12 protein-coding genes and 1 tRNA gene are annotated in these 17,671 nt (G+C 64.3%); 4 read left to right on the top strand and 9 right to left on the bottom strand.

Annotation, left to right across the window (positions count from 1 at the left end):
* Nucleotides 1–60: 60 nt before the first annotated feature.
* The 3 genes from ACOOHB_RS15255 to ACOOHB_RS15265 form a co-directional block, all read right to left on the bottom strand.
* The gene (locus ACOOHB_RS15255; RefSeq protein WP_420445667.1) at nt 61–957 is read right to left on the bottom strand and encodes a TIGR03564 family F420-dependent LLM class oxidoreductase; all 897 of its coding nucleotides are present in this window, start codon (nt 955–957) and stop codon (nt 61–63) included.
* A 149-nt stretch (nt 958–1,106) separates the two neighbouring features.
* Complete coding sequence (locus tag ACOOHB_RS15260) at nt 1,107–2,009, bottom strand: LLM class flavin-dependent oxidoreductase (RefSeq protein WP_420445668.1); 903 nt, start codon at nt 2,007–2,009, stop codon at nt 1,107–1,109.
* Nucleotides 2,010–2,096: 87 nt separating this feature from the next.
* On the bottom strand, nt 2,097–3,305 hold the full coding sequence (locus ACOOHB_RS15265; protein ID WP_420445669.1) for an MFS transporter: 1,209 nt from the start codon (nt 3,303–3,305) through the stop codon (nt 2,097–2,099).
* 105 nt (nt 3,306–3,410) lie between these two features.
* On the opposite strand from ACOOHB_RS15265, the gene ACOOHB_RS15270 reads away from it, so the two are divergent.
* Nucleotides 3,411–3,487, top strand: a tRNA-Ala gene (locus tag ACOOHB_RS15270).
* 86 nt (nt 3,488–3,573) lie between these two features.
* Here the strand turns inward: ACOOHB_RS15270 and ACOOHB_RS15275 are convergent.
* The 4 genes from ACOOHB_RS15275 to ACOOHB_RS15290 all read right to left on the bottom strand — a co-directional run bounded on the left by ACOOHB_RS15275 (nt 3,574) and on the right by ACOOHB_RS15290 (nt 12,390).
* Nucleotides 3,574–7,902: a hypothetical protein gene (locus ACOOHB_RS15275; RefSeq protein WP_420445670.1), complete on the bottom strand. Its 4,329-nt coding sequence runs from the start codon at nt 7,900–7,902 to the stop codon at nt 3,574–3,576.
* A gap of 584 nt (nt 7,903–8,486) precedes the next feature.
* The gene (locus tag ACOOHB_RS15280) at nt 8,487–9,722 is read right to left on the bottom strand and encodes a Fic family protein (RefSeq protein WP_420445671.1); all 1,236 of its coding nucleotides are present in this window, start codon (nt 9,720–9,722) and stop codon (nt 8,487–8,489) included.
* Between the two features lie 325 nt (nt 9,723–10,047).
* Nucleotides 10,048–11,343, bottom strand: a complete 1,296-nt coding sequence (locus ACOOHB_RS15285) for a tetratricopeptide repeat protein (protein WP_420445672.1) — start codon at nt 11,341–11,343, stop codon at nt 10,048–10,050.
* A 48-nt stretch (nt 11,344–11,391) separates the two neighbouring features.
* Entirely contained in the window at nt 11,392–12,390 is a 999-nt protein-coding gene (locus ACOOHB_RS15290; protein WP_420445673.1) for a hypothetical protein, read from the bottom strand.
* 130 nt (nt 12,391–12,520) lie between these two features.
* Between ACOOHB_RS15290 and ACOOHB_RS15295 the strand changes: the two genes are divergently transcribed.
* The 3 genes from ACOOHB_RS15295 to ACOOHB_RS15305 all read left to right on the top strand — a co-directional run bounded on the left by ACOOHB_RS15295 (nt 12,521) and on the right by ACOOHB_RS15305 (nt 15,578).
* Nucleotides 12,521–13,270: a TIGR04255 family protein gene (locus ACOOHB_RS15295; protein WP_420445674.1), complete on the top strand. Its 750-nt coding sequence runs from the start codon at nt 12,521–12,523 to the stop codon at nt 13,268–13,270.
* Nucleotides 13,267–14,106 carry a hypothetical protein gene (locus ACOOHB_RS15300; protein ID WP_420445675.1) on the top strand — a complete coding sequence of 280 codons (840 nt, stop codon included), beginning with the start codon at nt 13,267–13,269 and terminating at the stop codon, nt 14,104–14,106. The genes ACOOHB_RS15295 and ACOOHB_RS15300 overlap by 4 nt, the downstream gene beginning before the upstream one ends.
* Before the next feature lie 563 nt (nt 14,107–14,669).
* Entirely contained in the window at nt 14,670–15,578 is a 909-nt protein-coding gene (locus ACOOHB_RS15305; RefSeq protein ID WP_420445676.1) for an IS982 family transposase, read from the top strand.
* A 153-nt stretch (nt 15,579–15,731) separates the two neighbouring features.
* On the opposite strand, the gene ACOOHB_RS15310 is transcribed toward ACOOHB_RS15305, so the two are convergent.
* Both ACOOHB_RS15310 and ACOOHB_RS15315 read right to left on the bottom strand, forming a co-directional pair.
* A complete protein-coding gene (locus tag ACOOHB_RS15310; protein WP_420445677.1) occupies nt 15,732–16,571 on the bottom strand; it encodes a UGSC family (seleno)protein in 840 nt (279 codons plus the stop codon).
* Nucleotides 16,568–17,647: a hypothetical protein gene (locus ACOOHB_RS15315; protein ID WP_420445678.1), complete on the bottom strand. Its 1,080-nt coding sequence runs from the start codon at nt 17,645–17,647 to the stop codon at nt 16,568–16,570. The genes ACOOHB_RS15310 and ACOOHB_RS15315 overlap by 4 nt, the downstream gene beginning before the upstream one ends.
* Nucleotides 17,648–17,671: the final 24 nt, after the last annotated feature.

Below are 17,671 nucleotides of genomic sequence, written 5' to 3' on the forward strand. Positions count from 1 at the left end.
ACCGTCTGGTGTGCAGCGCCATCAGCGCCACCAGCGCCACCAGCGCTCCCAGCGCCGGCGTTAGCTGAGCAGGCCGATGAGGGTCTTGCGGGTGTCGGCCTGCTCATCGAGGGTGCCGAAGGCCAAGCCGGCGAATGAGGTCACGCCGCAGTCCGCCATGGCGCTGATGCGGTCGGCCACCTCGGTGGCGCTTCCGATGATGGCGATGTCCTCGGGCCCGCTGAGACCTTCCCGATCGAGCATGGCCCGGTAGCTCGGCAGGGTGCCGTACACCACCAAGTCCTTGGCGGCCCGCGCCCGGGCGGTGTCGACGTCGTCAGTCACGCACACCGGGAAGCCGGCCACAACCTGCGGCGCGGCACGGCCGGCCTCGGCGGCCGCTTCGTTGATGGTCGGCGCGGTGTGGTCCCGCAGCGTCGCCGGCCCCGTCATCCAGGTGAACGTGCCGTCGGCCATGCGGCCGGTCAGGCGCAGCATCTGGCTGCCGAGCGCAGCGACGAACACGGGCGGCGCGTCCGCAGCCGGGGGAGTGATCTCGCCACGCCCCACCACGGCATCGCCGCCGTGGGAGACGCGCCGGTCCGTCAGCAGCTTGGTCAAGATCGTCAGGTAGTCGCGCATGTGCGCAATAGGCCGGTCGAAGGAGTAGCCCCACATGCCCTCCACCACGGGCTTGTGCGACGGGCCGATGCCCAGGTCCAGCCGCCCGCCGATGACGGCCTGGGTGGTGAGCGCCTGCTGGGCCAGCATCATCGGATGGCGCGGGTAGGTGGGCACCACCGCGGTCCCCATGCGAATGTCCGGTACATCACGGCCAGCCACCGCAATGGTGGTCAGCGCGTCATGGCCGAAGATCTGCGGGGTCCAGTAGCGCCTGAAGCCCTGCTCCGCGGCATCGCGGATGCTGGCCTCGAAACGCGCAGGGCCTGTGTCGAATCCGAACAGCTCAATGTGCATGCCCCGCAGCGTAAGAGATCGAGCGGATGGGTCACGGTTCGAGAAACGATGGTCACGTCCTCTTTGTGCAGATTTGCCGTGTGTGGCGGCATTTCTGCACAAAGTCTGGGCAGTCGAGGCTGGCAGGCATCGCCGCCGCGCCCCGCGGATCAGTCAAACGCGTCGAACATCTCCTCGAGCGCCTTGAGCTGGCCGCCGCTCGTGCTCGACGGCACCAGGATCGGCGTCTTGCACCCAGCGTCGAACCACGCCTCGACCCCGTCCCGCACCTGCGAAGCCGAGCCATACAGCGTCGCGTTCGACAGCCAGTCGTCGGTCATCGCCCGATGCAACGCCTCGGTATCGCCTGCCGCAGTGGCGGCCTCGACAGCTTCCATCTCATCGACCCACCCGGCCTGCTTCCAGTAGTTTCGGTAGTTCGGCAGCGCCACGTAACCAGACAGCGTCTTGCGGTTGCGAGCCGCCCCAGCCGCCCGATCGTCATCGATGACCGTGGGAATCATGTTCCCCACAAAGAAGTCGTCCTGCTGGCCGGCATCGCCGAGGTGCGCCACCGAGTTGGCGAAGTCGTTGCAGCTTGCATTCGCCCACACCGCCCCCGAGCTGATCTCCGCTGACAGCTCGGCCATGCGCTGGCGCAGCGTGGCCAGCACGATCGGCGGCAGCGCGCCGTGCTGCTGCGAGGCCGCCTCCATGGCGGCGATGTAGTCCCGCGTGTCCGCAAGCGGCTTGCCCGGCGTGATGCCCAGACGATCGTGCACCGGCCCGTGCGTCACGCCGAGGCCCAGCCGGAACCGCCCGCCGGAGATCTCGTGAATGAACGCAGCGGTCGACGCCATGTCGACGGGGTTGCGGAAGTAGATCGGTTGCACCGACGTCCCGAAGACGATCTCGTTCGTGGCGTGGGCGATCGACTGGCACAGCGCGACGGGGTCGCCCATCGACGGGCAGAAAATCCCGCTGAAGCCTCGCTGCTCGATCTCGGCGGCGATCTCGAGGGTGCGCTCACGACGGCCGCGCACTGCGGCCAGGGAAATGGCAGGCATGTTCATGCGGGGTTTCCTAGCAGACGGGTGCCAGTCGAGTCGTTTGGCGCGGTGCCCGACGCGGCGTGCTGCTGGGCCGGTTGGGTCTCGAGTTCAACCTGAACTTGCAGCCGCCCCGTCCCGCATCGGCAGCGCCAGCAGGCCCAGCGCAATCAGGCTGGTGACGGTGACCAGCGCTATGGCGGGCCCGAAGCCGGCGGCATCAATCACGAAACCGCACACCGCAGGGCCGACCAGCCCGCCGACCCCCAGGCCCGTGTAATAGATGCCGATGACGCCGCCGAGGTTCTCCACGCCGTACCACGCAGCCAGCACCGACGGCGTGGCGGTCACCCACACCGCCCAGCCCACACCGTGAGTCACAGCACTGATGACCAGCACCGCCGCACTGCCACCCGATACCCACCAGATCGCCAGCGCAGCAGTCAGGCAGGCGAACGCGAAACGGCACAGCCACATCGGATCAACCCGATTGCCCAGCGCCCCGCACGCCAGGCGGGCGACAACGCTCGTGGCCCCGGAAATGCCAATCAGTCCGGCGGCCAGCCCGGCCGCCACCCCGGCGTCGATCGCGTAGTCGTTGTAGAACGCGACCGGCGCGTAGAAACCCGGCCCGATCGCAACGACGGCCGCGAAGAACAGCAGGAAGCGGCGCGACCGTGCCAGCAACGAGATGCGCATCAGCCGGGCGCCCGACGTGCGAACCCGGTCGCCCCGTGTGGCGGCCCAGCCGATGACCACGAGCGCCACCGCAGCCAGCACCGCATACGTCTGCCGCCACCCGATCACCGAGATCAGCTGGTGGCCCAGCCACGGCATCACCAGCGTCCCCGCACCGACGCCGACGAGCAGGAACCCCATCGCCGCCGGACGCTGCCGCTCGCTGAAGCTGCGCCCGATCAGGCCGATCATCGAGGGATAGCAGAACCCCGTGGCCAGCCCGACAAGCACGCCGAAGGCCGCGTAGGTCTGCCACAGCGCCGTCGACCAGGCGGTCCCGAGCAAACCGCCCGACATGGCCAGCGCGGCCACCGCCACCAGCGGTCGAGCGCCGAAGCGGTCGCCGATCCGACCCCCGATCGCACCGCCGAGGTAGTAGGTGCAGATGGCCGTGGAGAACAGCGCAGCCACGGGCCCAGTGGTGGTACCGAAGTCGTCGGCAATCGGCGTCAGGAACACCCCGAACGAGAAGAGGATCCCGAAGGTCACGAAGTTCGCAGCGAACGCCGCCGCCGCGACCGACCACGGGGCTGCGGGGTCCGCAGATTCCCCGGAGGGCGTCAGATCTGATGTGTCGGGCACCAACCCACAAGCCTGCCCTGTGCCAGCCCGACCCGGCGGTTTCGCTGCATTGGCACGGATTTACGGGGCACGCTGGCCGGTACCCTCACAGCCCTTCGACTCCTTGGGGCTGTAGCTCAGATGGCAAGAGCACCTGCTTTGCAAGCAGGGGGTCACGGGTTCGAGTCCCGTCAGCTCCACCAGATCAACCGGGCGTAGCGTCGCACAGATCTTGAAGAGGAACACCGAGCATGTCGTCTGCGAACTGCCTCAGACGTGGCATCCCGGTCTATTCGCCCGGCCCGGAGACGGTGAACTCCTGCCGGTTGGACAGCATCCGGGCGTCCGCGGTGCAGACGGCCCCGTTGGCGTTGCAGTCCGTGGTCACGGGCAGGACGATGGTCACATCGGCGGCCGAGTCGGGCGTCACGGTGATGGTCCACCCGATGTTGCTCCCCTGGGTCAGCCGTCGGGCACTGGTCACATCGCCGGTCGTAACACTGAAGGCGTTGTCCCGCAGAGTCACGTAGCTGATTCCGAACTCCTCGCTGAAGGTCAGGTCGAAGGTGAAGGCGGCGCCGTTATGGGTAGCTGGCATGTTGCCGAAGCTGGCGGTGAGGAGTACCGCCGGCGTCTCCGCCGGCGGGTCTTCGGCCGGTGGGTCCTCCTGTGTTCCCGAAGACGATTCGCCGTTCTCGATGGTGCGGGTGACGGTGGCGTCGCTGATGGCTATGGCGGGTGGCCCGGCCACTGTCGCCGATGTGGACTGGGACAGTTTTGTGCTGTCATGCGTGCAGATTGCGCCGCTGGCGTCGCAGTCGGTGGTTTCGGGCAGGGTGATGCTTACGGGGCCGTTTCCGTCGGGGTCCACCTCCACGGTCCAGCCCTGGTTGCTGCCCTGGGTCATCCGGCTGGCGCTGGCGATGGTGCCGCCGCTGACGGTGAACGCGTCGTCGCGGATCCTGGCGTAGCCGGCGTTCACGTTTTCGCTGAAGTTCAGGCCAAAGGTGAAGTTGCTGCCGTCGTGGTCGGCTGGCACATTCGCGAAGCTGGCCGTAAGCAGGCTGCCGTCGTGGTCGGCTACGGCCGTTGTGGCCATGCTGGTCAGGGACTCGGCGTTGCCAGCGTCGTCGGTGAAGGAGACCTTGACCTCGAAAGTCCAGCCCTCGTCGGCTGGGGCCAGTGTGTAGGTGGAACCCGTCTGGTCCGGTATTTCAAGCGTAAGGATGTAGGCGACTCCGGTGCCGGCGTCGATGACCGACTGGCTGGCGACCCACTGGTACCTGTAGGACACGTTGTCCAACCCGTCGGCGTCACCAATGGCCGAGGTGTCCGCCGTCAGTGTCTCGCCTACCTGGGGCGTGCCGTCGATTGTGGGAAGGCCCGTGGGCTCAGAATTCGGCTCGGCCGCTATCACCGCCTCCGTGGCCGCGCTGGTCAGGGTCTCGGTGTGGCCGCGGTCGTCGGTGTAGAAGACCTTGACCTGTATCGCCAGGCCCTCGGTGGCTGGGCCCAGTGTGTAGGTCGGGCTCGTCTCTCCGTGGAATTCCAGCGTGGCGAAGTCAGTGGCGGCGAGCCACTGGTATCTGAAGACGGCGGTTTCCATGCCGTCTGCGTCGGCTATCTCCGATGTGTCCACCATCAGTGTCCGGCGCACCTGGGGCGTCCCGTCGATGGCGGGCGCCCCTGTCGGCGCGCTGTTTGGCCGGGGCGCCACTGCCACCGTCGCCGCGCTGGTGCGGCTTTCCGCGTTGTTCGCGTCGTCGGTGAAGGAGACCTTGACCTTTATGGTCTCGCCTTCGTCTGCGTCGACCAGGGTGTAGGAGGTGTCCGTGGCATCCCGGATCTCGGCGCCATTGCGGAGCCACTGGTACAGGTAGGTGTAGTAGGCGTTGGTCAAGCCCTCGGCGTCGGTGATTGACGAGATGTCCAGCGTGAGTGTCTGCCCCACCTCGGGGGTGCCGCTGATGGTGGGGCTGCCGGCGGCCGGCGTATTCGGCGTGGTCGTCGTCAGGTTGTAGTTGTCGCGCAGGATCAGCCACGCAGCGGCAGTGGCCCGGTAGTTGTCGCCCGTGGCCGTGTGCCGGAGCATCACCCACCGGTCGAGGTAGTTCGAGTCCTCTGCAGAACTGATTGTCACCGTCTGGGGCGTGTTCCAGCTCTCAGCGGTGAAGGTGAGGCTGGATGGGCTCACTGTTGCCCGCCCTGGCGGGTGATCGTCGACGGATACGGTGACGTCGTTGGTGGGCTGGGACGTCAGTACCACGGTGTAGGTACCGGTGGACCCTTCCTTGATGATGAGGTCAGTCCGGCTGAGCGCCAGTCCGCCTCCGGGCTGGGTCACGTCGGCAACCGTGGAGTGGTTCGCGGCCGGCTGCTTGGTGAAGGCGAGCAGGTTGTTGCCGTGGAGGTCGCTGAAGATGGGCTCGCTGTTCGTGAACAGGTTGTTGTAGGAGACGGTCACCGTCTGGCCCTCGGTGATGGGCTCCGACATGGTCAGGGTGACGGTGTCTCCAGAGACCGTTGCGTCGCTGCGAACGGGCAATTCGCCGTCCACCCAGACGTCGAGGGCCAGGCTCTGGAGCAGGCCGGTCTGCAGTCCGAAGGCTCTCAGGATCGACGGAGACTTGATGTCCTCGGTCAGGGTGACCATTACTTGGGCGCCGTCATTGGACACTTCGGCGCTGGAGAACTCCGGGTCTACTGCGTCCACCCGGTGCTTCGTGCTGAGGATCCCATTGTGGTCCAGGACCGCGTCGGTGCCCTCGGAGTTGCGGATCGAGTCGTCGCGGTGGTGGCCCCGTTCTGAGAACAGCTTCAGGCTGTTTATCGGGAGTCTGAGGGCCACCGGCGCTTCATCGCCGGGCAGGACCGTATATTCGAAAATGACCTTGTTGCCTTCGGTCCGTTCGTAGTAGGCGGTCTTTGTCTCGCCGTTCATCTCCAGCTCCAGGCTGGCGGCGTTGCGCTTGGACCCGACGTACCCGACCGTTACGTCCTGGTCGAAGGTGAGGGTAGCCTGGATGATTGACCACGGGCCGTAGACTTGGTCATCCCCTGGGCTTGAGGTGAACTCGGCTGACGTCACGGTCGGAGCCGGGGTGTACAGGCCTTGCCGCTGGTGCAGGCCTTGCTGATTGCCGGTGTTCTGGCTGGTTAACGTGCTTCTGGCCGTGACCGGCCGTGGGGCGGTCAGCATGTCGGCGAAGATGGTGGTGTGGTTTGCCAGGTCCAGGTGTCTGTCTTGGAATTCCTTGTACGTGCGCACCCATGTGAAGGTGATGTCGCGGCCCGACCTGTCCAGCCGGACGCCGCCTTCGGTAGCGGCCGTTCTGAGCGGGAGCGTGTACGTGGCTGCGCCCTCGCCTACGCCGTCGACCTGGTAAATCCACCTGAGGAACAGCGTGTGGAAGTGCTCGAACTCGCCTTCCCAGTACCCCGGCCAGGCGACAGATGCGTTCGGCGCTGTGAATGTGGCAGTGATCCAGACCGGGTCCGTGTCGCCGGTTTTATCGGTTTTTACCCGCAGATTCTGCAGATCCCATGACTCTCCTGGGCCGAACCCGCTGTCTTCTCTTGCGTACGTGTAATGGGTTTTTCCGTAGACGATGTTGTCGTTACCACCTCTGCTTATACTTCTTCTTGCCTTGAGGGCTACCTGACCGAAACGGTTCTGTACGTCTTTGGTGCGGATGGAGACCAACACTTGGTCTCCAGCGGTCCAGCCCGGAGCGTAGGAAAAGGACCATAGGTGAGGTGTCAATGCGTCGTTTGTAGCGTTCGCGAACGGCAACTCCTTCCCGTCAAGCACCAGCGTCCACCCGGCGACTTCATCAGCACTTGGGTAGGAGTCTGAATCAAAAACGAGATCGGTAGCAGAACTGCCAGGATTGTTCAACCTCACGATTTCAAACCCAGTCCAGGGGAACCGGAGCTGGTCTTTAGTTCCGATTGTTACGGTCTCGTCCCGCCCGTCCACGATCAGGTTGTTGGTTATTTCGCCGTAACTTTCAATGGAGTATCCGTAGCGGGTAGTTACAGTTGGATGTTGCTCCGCCGTCATCAATGCCGACCAGATGGTCCTGTAGCCGTAAGCGTTCGGCGTTGGGGGCTCGGTGAGCTTTACCGTGACGGATTCGTTATCCGTCCAGGTGAGGCCGTGGCCGACCCATTGGTAATTGTTGGTACCTTTAATTGCGTCTGCCAGTGGGAATTTTGTTCCGTTTAGTTCGAGTACGACCTTGTGTTCGTACTGGGATGGGATCAAGGCGTTTAGCACGATAGAGAGCGTGTCGCTGATTACGGAACCGGAGAATGTCGTTTTATCGAGATAGAGTAGGGTTACCGTATAGGTCGTTCCACTGTATGTGAATTCGGTGGAGCTAAGACTGCCGATATTTTCGCTATACCCCGTAGTCTCTTGAGTTGTGGAGCCTGAGGTAAAGCCACCTATTCCCACCGTCATGGTCGTTGACCAGATGGTGATCTCCGCCGGGACGTCGTCTTCGTAACTGGGGCAGCTGGCGGCCGGCGGGCTGGTACAGACGTGTGTGTGGTCGTCCTTAACGTGGGCCGAGGCGGTCTGCAGGGGATTCGAGATCACTGCCAGTACTGCCACCGCTGCCAGCAACAGTGGGGCAAGCCTGATGACGCGGCGGGATGCCCCCCCCCGACAATAAGGGCGGAGCGGATCAAATTCTTGCGTTCCATTGATGTCCCCTTGGATCAGCCCGCTCGGAGCGGGCGGTTGTGGAGGTCGGTGTGGCCCGTCGCCGCCAGGTCCTGCACGAAGCTGTTGTGGACCGCGACATCCCCTGAGCGCTCACAGCAGCCGGTGATTCCGCTTGTTTGGTGAATTGGATTCATATACCCATGAAACCTATAGCAACTCTTCAAGGCTTTGGTACGTGTCAAATCACACTTTCGCGGCAGCAATTTTGTTAGCTCCCAGCCTGAATCCACCGATTGGCCTTTGGTGAGCGCGGGGTTCCCGGGTCGGTGGCGGGTTGGGGTCGCGTCGGGTTGTTGGGGGTGTGGTTTGGGCGGAACCGGTGCGCATGCGGGCGCCGAGCACCTCGCCGGTGTCGGCGCCCAGTCCCCAGGCGCGCGCCAGAGTGCGCGACAGCACCGCTTCGAGCTGGCGGATGTGAACTCAGTGAACGTTGGCGATGTGTTCCTTGTCGCCAGACCGTCGGGGCTGCGTCAACTCCGACGGTGCCCCGCTGGGCACTTCCCGCCCGGGCGTGGACGTGGATGGCCGCACGGCCTTTGTCGGCGGGTCGGTGCGGCGCAGATGCCACCACCGCCGTCCTGCGCGGTTCCCTTCGCCGCAGTTGCCGTGGCCGTGGCATCGTCTGGAGTCGCGAGCGTGAGGTTGGCGGCGGGCTGCTGGCGTGCAGATTCGGTGAAGGCGTCCATCATGTCGCCGCACTCGAAGACCCTGTTGCGACGGCCGGCGCTGCGTTGTTCCAAAATGCCCAGGTCGCCAAGACGAGCGACGGCGCGCTGAGCTGTTCTTTGTTCGATCGAAAGCAGCTCGGCTGCGCTTTCTGCGGTGACGACCGGGTGTTGCGGGAGCGCATTGAGCAACCGGAACGCAGCGCTTGACGTACGGATGCCTGCTGCACGAGCCTGATTCGTCCAGCGTTGCGAGAGCGCCTCAACATGCTTGGTCAAGCGCCTCCGCAAAACGCATGCATGATCGGTCGCCTGGGCGAGCAATTCGATCCATGGCTGATACGCCTTGGAACGTTCTGGGTCATCTGGCGCGCAGACAACGCGAAATCCGTCAAGCGCGTCGAAGTAGCGCTCCTTGTTCAACATGAGCGACGAACTGACAGGCAACGCACCGTTGCTCATCACTTCCTCACGCACGTACATGTACTGGATCAGCGCTCGCCCGGTTCGTCCGTTTCCGTCCGGAAAGGGATGGATCGTCTCGAACTGGGCATGAGCGATCGCTACACGGACAATTGGGATCCCGTCCTTCTCGTTGATGAACTCGACGAGATCATCAAGCAGCTCGTTGACGAACTCCGGCGGCGGCCCGACGTGCCGAGCGTCAAGCGGCCCGCCAAAGGCGCCGCTACCGACCCAGTTCTGGTGATCGCGAATCTGGCCGGCGATGGGGTCTTGCTCACCCATCAGTGTCGCGTGCACGTCGCACAGCCCCGCGACGGTCAAGTCAGCGCCGGATGTCGCTAGATCAATCGCACGTTGCGTCGCTGCAACATTTCGCAGAGCTTGCATCTCTATGTCCGCGGGCTGCTGTCCGAAGAGGCTGATCTGCGTCTCTGCTCGGGCGACGCGGCGAGGTGACGGACGGATTTCTTCGATTGTGCTCGAGGCGATGCTCTCGGCTCGGTCCAGGAGCCATTCCGAGGCAACTGCTTGCGTACTCGTCGTCTTCGCGAGGTCAGCGCATCGGTCTGTGGCCATCGAGACCTGTCTCCATGTGCTGGCATGAAGGTCGGGTTCCCAGCCGCTGATTGGGTGAGGGACGTAGGCATCGAAGATCAGTTGCGCGGGATCGGACGGCAGCGCCGCTCGAGACGTGAGGGTTCGGTCATCCCAAAATCGTCGCTCGTTCCGACCCACGGTCTCACTTCCTCGAGTTGTCGCTCAATTCGATGTTAGCGACAATTCCGGAGACGAAGCTTTCTGAAATGTCGTTACGGCTGGATTGGCGACAACTCGGGCGCATCCAAGCAGCCATACCGGTTCTTTGGACAGACTTCTTTGGACCGGCTGTTGTCGACCGCCCTCAGCGCACACCGAGGCCGGCGACCGGCCGTGTGGGTCGGCGGTCGACGACCTGCTCCAGGAAGGCTCTGGCTTCGGCCATGCGGTCGCCGTTGACGTATGCCGCGAGCAGCGTGTTGGTCACGAGGTCGCGCTGGGCCCGGCTGCCACCGATGCGGACGACCTGACCGATCAACGGCTCGAGGAGATCGACCACCGTCGACCACCGCTCATTGATGAAGGCGGCATAGGCCCGGGCGAGCGTCGCCCCGGTGGTCTCGGCGGGCAAGCGGCCGGCTTCGCCGAGCTCGGTCAGCAGCGAGATGCTGGCCTGCAATTGCTCGGTCTCTCCCAGTGCTGCGTACATGAGACCGAGATGGGCATCGACGAACACGATGGGCTGGGCAAAGTTCTCCTCGTAGAACTCGCGCACCCTCTCCCAGGTGTCTCGATCGCGCGGGTTGCCGGCCAGCTCCAAACGCCACAGGAACGACGAGGAATCGGAGAACACGGTGATCGGCGGGCTGGTGGTCGCGCCGGGCAGGCAGTTGTGTCGAAAGGCCTGCCAAGCTGCATCGAACCGCTCGACCGCCAACAGCGCCAGCGCGTAGTGCCACCAGATGTGACAGTGCAGCACGCTCGACCGGTCGGAGGCGGGAAGCCAGCCGTCGAGGAAATCGACTGCTTCGTCATCGTCGCCGGCCTCGAAGAGCGCGTGTATCAGCGTGTGGACGCCATGCCCGCTCGTCGGCCGCTGTTCGAGCGACCGTTCGGCCATCCGCCGGCCCCGGTCCCACTGCCCTTGCTCGATCAGCGCGAACGCATGCACGGTCGCGAACCACCAGTCGTCGCCGTAATGGATGGCGAGCGGTTCGAGAAATGCGAGCAGCTCGGCTTCCCTGCCGATGCGACCGCTGAAGCCGATGGCACCGAACACGCCGCACGCGGGCGACAACGCGAACGCGTCGCGGGGATAGTCGGCGACGTGCTGGCCGATGAGGTCGAGCCCTTGGGGGACCTTGCCGGACACGAGCAGGCGGACAATCTCGACGTGCTGGCGTTCCCTTGCTGTGGCCGCGTCGCTCAGCCGAACGGCGGCCTCTGCTGAGGCCTGAGCTTCGGCGGGCCGCACGTAGAGCTGGTGCTGGCGGGCCATGGCGGCATGGGCGAGGGCGAAGTCCGGGTCGGCCTCAAGCGCTTCAGCGAGGGAGGCCTCGACCCCGGCCTCGGCGGCGAGCATCCGATCGATGCCGTCGACATACGCGTCACGGGCGGCCGCTGACGAAGTGCTGAGATCGAGGCCGTAGCGGTCCTTCATGCGTTCGGCCTCCAAGGTCCTGGATCTACACGGCTCCCAGGAGTCCTGTCAGACCACCGCCAGCGACCAGACGAGGGGGAGGCCGGACCCGAGCGCGGTCCACTGGGCGTCGTCGGACACCCGCCACACCTCGCCGGTGTCGGTGCCGACCAGGACGCCGCTCACGTTCTCATGGTCGGCGATCAGGCCATGGAAATTGGCAGGCGACGGCGAATGGGCCTTGTCGCAGAGTGACCGCCACGACTGGCCGTGGTCGTCAGACCGGTAGAGGGCTGCATGGGCTCCGCCGTCGTCCTTGTAATGCGAGAACGCGGTGGGGGCGCTGGCGACCGTGACGCTGTAGGGGTCGCGGCGGTCGATGCACAGCGGCCGTGAGTAGCGCGGCGTGACGCCTTTCCAGGCGTAGGCCCATGTCTCGCCGAAGTCGTCGGATCGGAACACGCCGGCGTTGCCCTCGAGCTCTTCGGCGACGCCGTCGAAGCGGCCATAGCCGGTGCTGATGAACAGCACACCGGGCTCGGCGGGATGGGCGAACATCATGTGGATGTCGGGATTGTCGCCGGGCAGGTCGACCGTCCAGGTCTGGCCTGCGTCGGGTGTGCGGGCCACCCCGCCGACCTCGACGCCCACCCAGATGCGGTCCGGATCGTCCTCGTCGATGGCGAGAGCCCGGGCTCGCCCCGGCATGGGCGGCTCCACGGGCACGCACCACCCAGCCGCCTCAGGAAGGTTGGCGAACGACTCGATCTCGGTCCAGGTCTCGCCCAGGTCGTCGCTTCGGAACAGGTGGGCCGGCTCGGTGCTGGCATAGAGCAGACCGTTGCTGGCGGCCCGGACCTGCCACACGTCGTACCCGGTGAGCTGAGGTGCCGACCACGTGCGACCCCCGTCATCGCTGGCGTACAGACCCGGGGCTGCCGACGCGAAAAGCCGGTCGTCAACCAAGGTGAGGTCGCGGACATGGCGAGCTTCGAGCGTCTGTTGCGACCCCGCGCCATCGACAATGAAGACGCCCTTGTTGGTACCCGCGAGCAGCTGACCGTTCATGTCGCAACCCTAGATCGCTACTGGCACGAGAAAAGAATTCGACCAGTCTCGTCGCCATGGCGTATCGTCAAGCGCATTCAGATCTGGTTAACATTTTGGTTGTCGTCGGGTCAGGCCGTCGGCAGTGGCCGTGGGAGCATCATTGGTTGTTGACCCTGAGCGTGAGGTCTTTCCGTACCCGTTCGTCAGGCTGGTCAATGCCTACGTGAGCTTCGATGGCAAGCTCACCGCTTCGGACCACGACGCGATCCTGAGGCCAGTTCTCGATGCCAGCTACAACGTCGTGCTCTCGTCTCCGAGTGCTGAGAAGTCAGAAGGCGAGCTGTTTACAGCCGTGCATGAGGCCGATCTGGTGACCGTCCTGCAAGATGGCCTGCACGTCTTGACTGTCCAGTACGAACGTTGGGAGCGATTTCGCGGTGTCGTAGAGGCACTCCTTGGGCACGTTGCCAAGGGACGAGGAATCGAGTACAGCTCCGTCCGTTTCCTTGACGAGATTCGCCCCCCGTCTTCAACAGATCTCTTCGAGTGGACGAAATACGTAAACCTGCCTGTCGTTACCGAAGATGTGGTTCTCGACCATGTGGAAGGACACTATGGAGGCCTCGTGCTCCACCTCGACGACAACAAGCACGTCAACATCGAGTGGGCACCTACTTATGAGCCGGCAATCTCAGACGACCACCCACTACGCGTGCACTACGAAGAGCCAAAGGACAGTGTCCTGGCCGTGGAGTGGACCGGATGGTGCCGATTCGAAGATCATGCAAGCGAGGATGCGGCTCTTCGCGAGCTCGACTCGCTCCATGAAGTGATCAAGGAGTCGTTCTTGCGAGTACTCACGCCAGCTTCGATGAATCTGCTGAGAGGCGAAGCATGACATCGCAGACGACAGATCGTCGCCAGTTTGAGCGCTGGTGTAACGCCAGTACTCACGCATACGCGATTGATGATGCGCTCAGCTTGTCGATGACTTCGGCCCTGCTGCCGTGGCTATCGGGTCCCTATCGATCTGCTCGCGAACGATCAGGAGTGGTGGAGCCCCTCGGAGCCGTTGACGAACTGGAGCAGTTGACGCGGGCATATCGAAGACGTCCGACGACTGAGCTCTTGGAGCTTCTGAACTCGGATTATGGCATCGCGTGGAATGACGTCGCGAGCGTCGCTGGGATCAGCCGACAAGCCGTGCGGAAGTGGCGGAACGGACAGGCGCTGCCGGACAATCGCCGCTTCGGCTCGCTGTGCAAGCTTGCCGCCTTTGCCAATCTCGTGCAGTGTCGTGGAGGCGATCCTGGGCACTGGCTGAGGACGCCCTTGCAACTATCTGATGAGATCGAATCCCACCTCTCAGTTGCCGATGTGCTGTCTACAGGCAACTTCGGCCTGGCGCTGCGCCATTACAACCGTGGGATCTCCGATGGTGACATCTTGGCGAGAGTCTTTCCCAGCTACAGGGCTAAATCAGACGGCCTAGCCAAGATCGAACTGGGAGACGGCGTCTTCGTGATCTCACTGGATCAACTGGGCCTCTTGACAGAAGATTCTGACGTAGACGAGGCGCAAGGCGATCTGCTGTCCCAAGTGCGCGATTACATCGTCGATTGGTACGAATTCTTGCGTTACGAGGATCCGCACAAGACGCGTGAAGAGCTAGTGACCAGACTCAAGCAAGCGGACAGAAACTCAATGCTTGCAGAGATACTCTTCGGGGGGTGATTCGAGATTGACACCGACGAGCATCGACGTTTTGTTCAACATGATCGTTGGGACAAGCGAGAGGGATCCGGCCACGAGAGGTATTTCAAACGTGTAGGTGGGAAGCTGCTGCACACAATCATTTCTCGGGGCCACAAGGACTACAGCAAGAAATTCAAGTCAGGCGTCCTGAAGCAGCTCGAAGTCGACGAAACAACGTTCTACACGGTGCTTCGCAAGCAGCAGCCGGCAACGAGGCCGTGTGGATTGTCAGTGCCCTCTCCGGCAAGCGATGTGCCCGAATGGTGCGCGAGACACTTGTCAAAGTACTTCAATGCAGAAGAGATTTCTGGTGACTTGCAGCTCACGGGTGATGAATCTGAGTACGTCGTCAAGCGTGGGATCCATTCGGCGCCAAACGGTTCTGATCGAGATGCCGTTCGCGCTCTTGTCCGCGAAAGCTTGGCGGAATTCAGGGCGTCACCCTAGATGATTAGTTCCAAGGGGTCGGGTCCACCTGTGGTGGGGTGAGGGTGTCCAAGCTCGGGGTGTGAAACAACACCTCGATCTCGGAGGACCGGAGCATGAACCCGGACTTGGACACCCTCGCGACCGCACTGTATGTGAGGATCGATGACCTGTTGGCGCAGAATCCTGGGTGGGCTCCCGAGCGGCCTGTGGTGGGGTTCGCCCCGAAGCTGTCGGACGCGGAGCTGGTCACTCTGGCGGTGATCTCGGCGCTGCTGGGCTATGACAACGAGTCGCAGTTCGTGCGCTTCGCCCACGCGCATCTGGGGCCGTGGTTCCCCTATCTGCCCAACCGCGACGGCTACAACAAGCGGCTGCGGCGCAGCGGCGACATGATCGCAGGTGTCATGGGATGCCTCGCACGCGAGTGCGAGTCGTGGCACGACGACGTGTGGCTGGTGGACTCCACCCCGGTCGAGTGCGGCCGAAGCCGCGAGACCCAAAAGCGCTCTGACCTCGCGGGATGGGCCGAATACGGCTATTGCGCGTCGCATTCCCGCTGGTTCTGGGGTCTGCGGCTGCACCTTGTCGCCACACCCTCAGGTCTGCCGATCGCGTTCGCGCTCGCCGGCGCGAAAGCCGACGAACGCGACGTCTGCGCAGACATGATCGACGCGGCCGACCTCGCCCGGCCGGGCCAGACCCTCATCGCCGACAAGGGTTACCGCTCCAAAGCATTCGAGGCCGACCTCAACAACGCCGGCATCACCCTGCTGCGCCCCGCCACCCGAACCGAGGCCCCACGTCCCGGCGCCAGATTCCTGCGGCCCCTGCGCCAGATCATCGAATCGATCATCCAGACCCTCAAAGGCCAGCTCACCCTCGAACGCCACAAAGCACGCACCAAAGCCGGCATCGCCGTGCGCATCGGCACCCGCCTCCTCGCCCTCACCGCCGCCTTCTGGCACAACGAGACCTACCGACACACCCGACCAGCACGCTCACTCACCGCATACGACCACTAAAACCTTGGAACTAATCATCTAGGTGAACGGCGATGAGGCAGGCTGCGACAGCGCCCTTGGTGGCCTGACTTAAGGGGGCATCACGTCTTCGATCTGGAACGATCCCAGTGACTCAGCGTGTCATATGTGTGTCCATTTGACGCGATGAGATAGTTAGCGTGTCAAATCGTGAGGTTGGCGGGGGTCGTTGAGGGTGAGGGTCCAGCCGGGGCCGAGTTCGGTGTCGAAGCGGTGCCCGAACATGGGCACGAGCATTGAGGCGGGCAGGATGCACTCTGCGCAGGCCTCGTCGGGAATGTGGAGGCGAAGGGTGATGTGGCGTCCTGCGACGGAGGCAGTGAGGTCGGCACGATCCGCACGCAGGACCGTGGCCAGTTCTTCGACGACGTCGGCGAGCGCGGAATCGGTTGACGATGATCTCGATGCGTCGGCGCCGATCGGTTCGCGGTTGCTGACCGGGTGAGGGTCGGCGTTGGTGAGCAGGCGCAGCACGGACGGGGTCACCGCATCGGCGACGGCCATCGCCTCGGCCGTGGTCAAGCTGCCGATGGGGTGGGGCACCGTGGCGAACGGGTAGTCGGCGAAGCCTGCGAGTTCGGCGATCGCCTGACCAGTGCTGGCGAACGGCTCGGTCAGGATGGCCGCGGCGGGCACGCCCAGCTCTTCGAAGTGGACGGCGTCGAGCACACTGCTCGACGAGCAGCTGCCTCAGTCGCCGATGGCGGCGATGATCGCTGTCACGTCGGCGGCCAGCGCCTCCACCTCTTCGGGGGCGGCCGGCAGGTTGGCGGTGGGCTTGAGCATCAGCACGGCGTCGCGTGCGCCGTGCGAGTCGATCAGGTTCTGGGCGACACGTTGGAGGATCCCTGGGGCGTGTGTCTTGCCGTTGCTCACCAGCCCGATGACGGCGCCTTCCAGAGTGTCGGGCCGCAGCGCCAGCGTGGCGCCCGAACCGGCGGCGGGCAGCGTCGGGTCAACCAGGGTGACGGTCATGGCGCGAAGATCTCCTGGGTGATGAGCGGAACGCTGCGGTCCCTGCTCCAGGTGGGAAAGAACGACGAGTGGCCGCCGGCATCGCCGCCGCCGACCATGAGTGCGATGTCGCCGGGGCAGGTGCCGCGGGGAACCGAGATGTCCTCGTCGCCCGGCTGCACCGTCGGGTCGGTCTCCATCCACTGGGTGGCATGGAAACCGGCCACATTACCGGCTGCTTCGACCTTGCCGCCCCGCTTCACCTCGGCATAGGTCCGGGTGGCGTGGGCGAACAGGTATTCCTGCACCTGTCCCCGGCTCCAGCCGGCCGCCCCGAGCTTGCGGGCGTGCTCTGGAGCGAACACGACCAGCGAACGCCCCGAGCTGAGCGAGCCGAACGCCGACATCGTGTCGGCGAACGTGCCCAGCAGACCCTCAGGATCGGGCGACGCATGGTTGAGCACGTTGTGGCCCGACTCCGCAGCCATCACCGTGACGGTGCTGGCCGACGGCGAGTAGCCGAGCGAGACGTGATACGGCTCCCACGGGCTCGACACCTCGTCCTCTCCGAAGCACATCGCGTACTTGCCGGCCCACCCCTGGGTGCTCTTGTCGAGCTTGCCGGGGATGGCCGCAAGGCAATTGCGCAGCACCAGCCGCACGGTGCGGCCGATGGTGGCGTTGGCCCGAAAGCCCGGACCGAACAGATTCTCCTTGTAGTGGATGCCGATCTCGTCACGGATCGGCCCGTTGACGGCGATGAGAATGGCCGCACCGCCAGTGCTGGCCGCCACCGCATGCAATTCGAACTCCGGCGTGCCCATCGCGGCAAGCGCAGCGCCTACCACCGGGAAGTACTCGGGCAGGCACCCGGCCATCACCGCATTGGCGGCGGCCTTGCGGGCGCTCACTGCCAGGCCTCTCGCCGGCTCGCGCAACAGCACCTCGTCACCGTCCCAGACACCCCCGGCCAACATGGCGTCCACCAACCGCTCGGTCGGCGGCACCACCGGCAGCCCGTCAGTCCAGCCGGCGTCGTAGCAGGCCTCGATGGCCTGCCACAGATCGTCAACCTCAAGATCACTGTCTTCGGTCATTGCATGTACGGGTCTTGCATGTGC

It is taken from the genome of Candidatus Poriferisodalis sp., from assembly GCF_965215815.1.
GTDB lineage: Bacteria > Actinomycetota > Acidimicrobiia > Acidimicrobiales > Poriferisodalaceae > Poriferisodalis.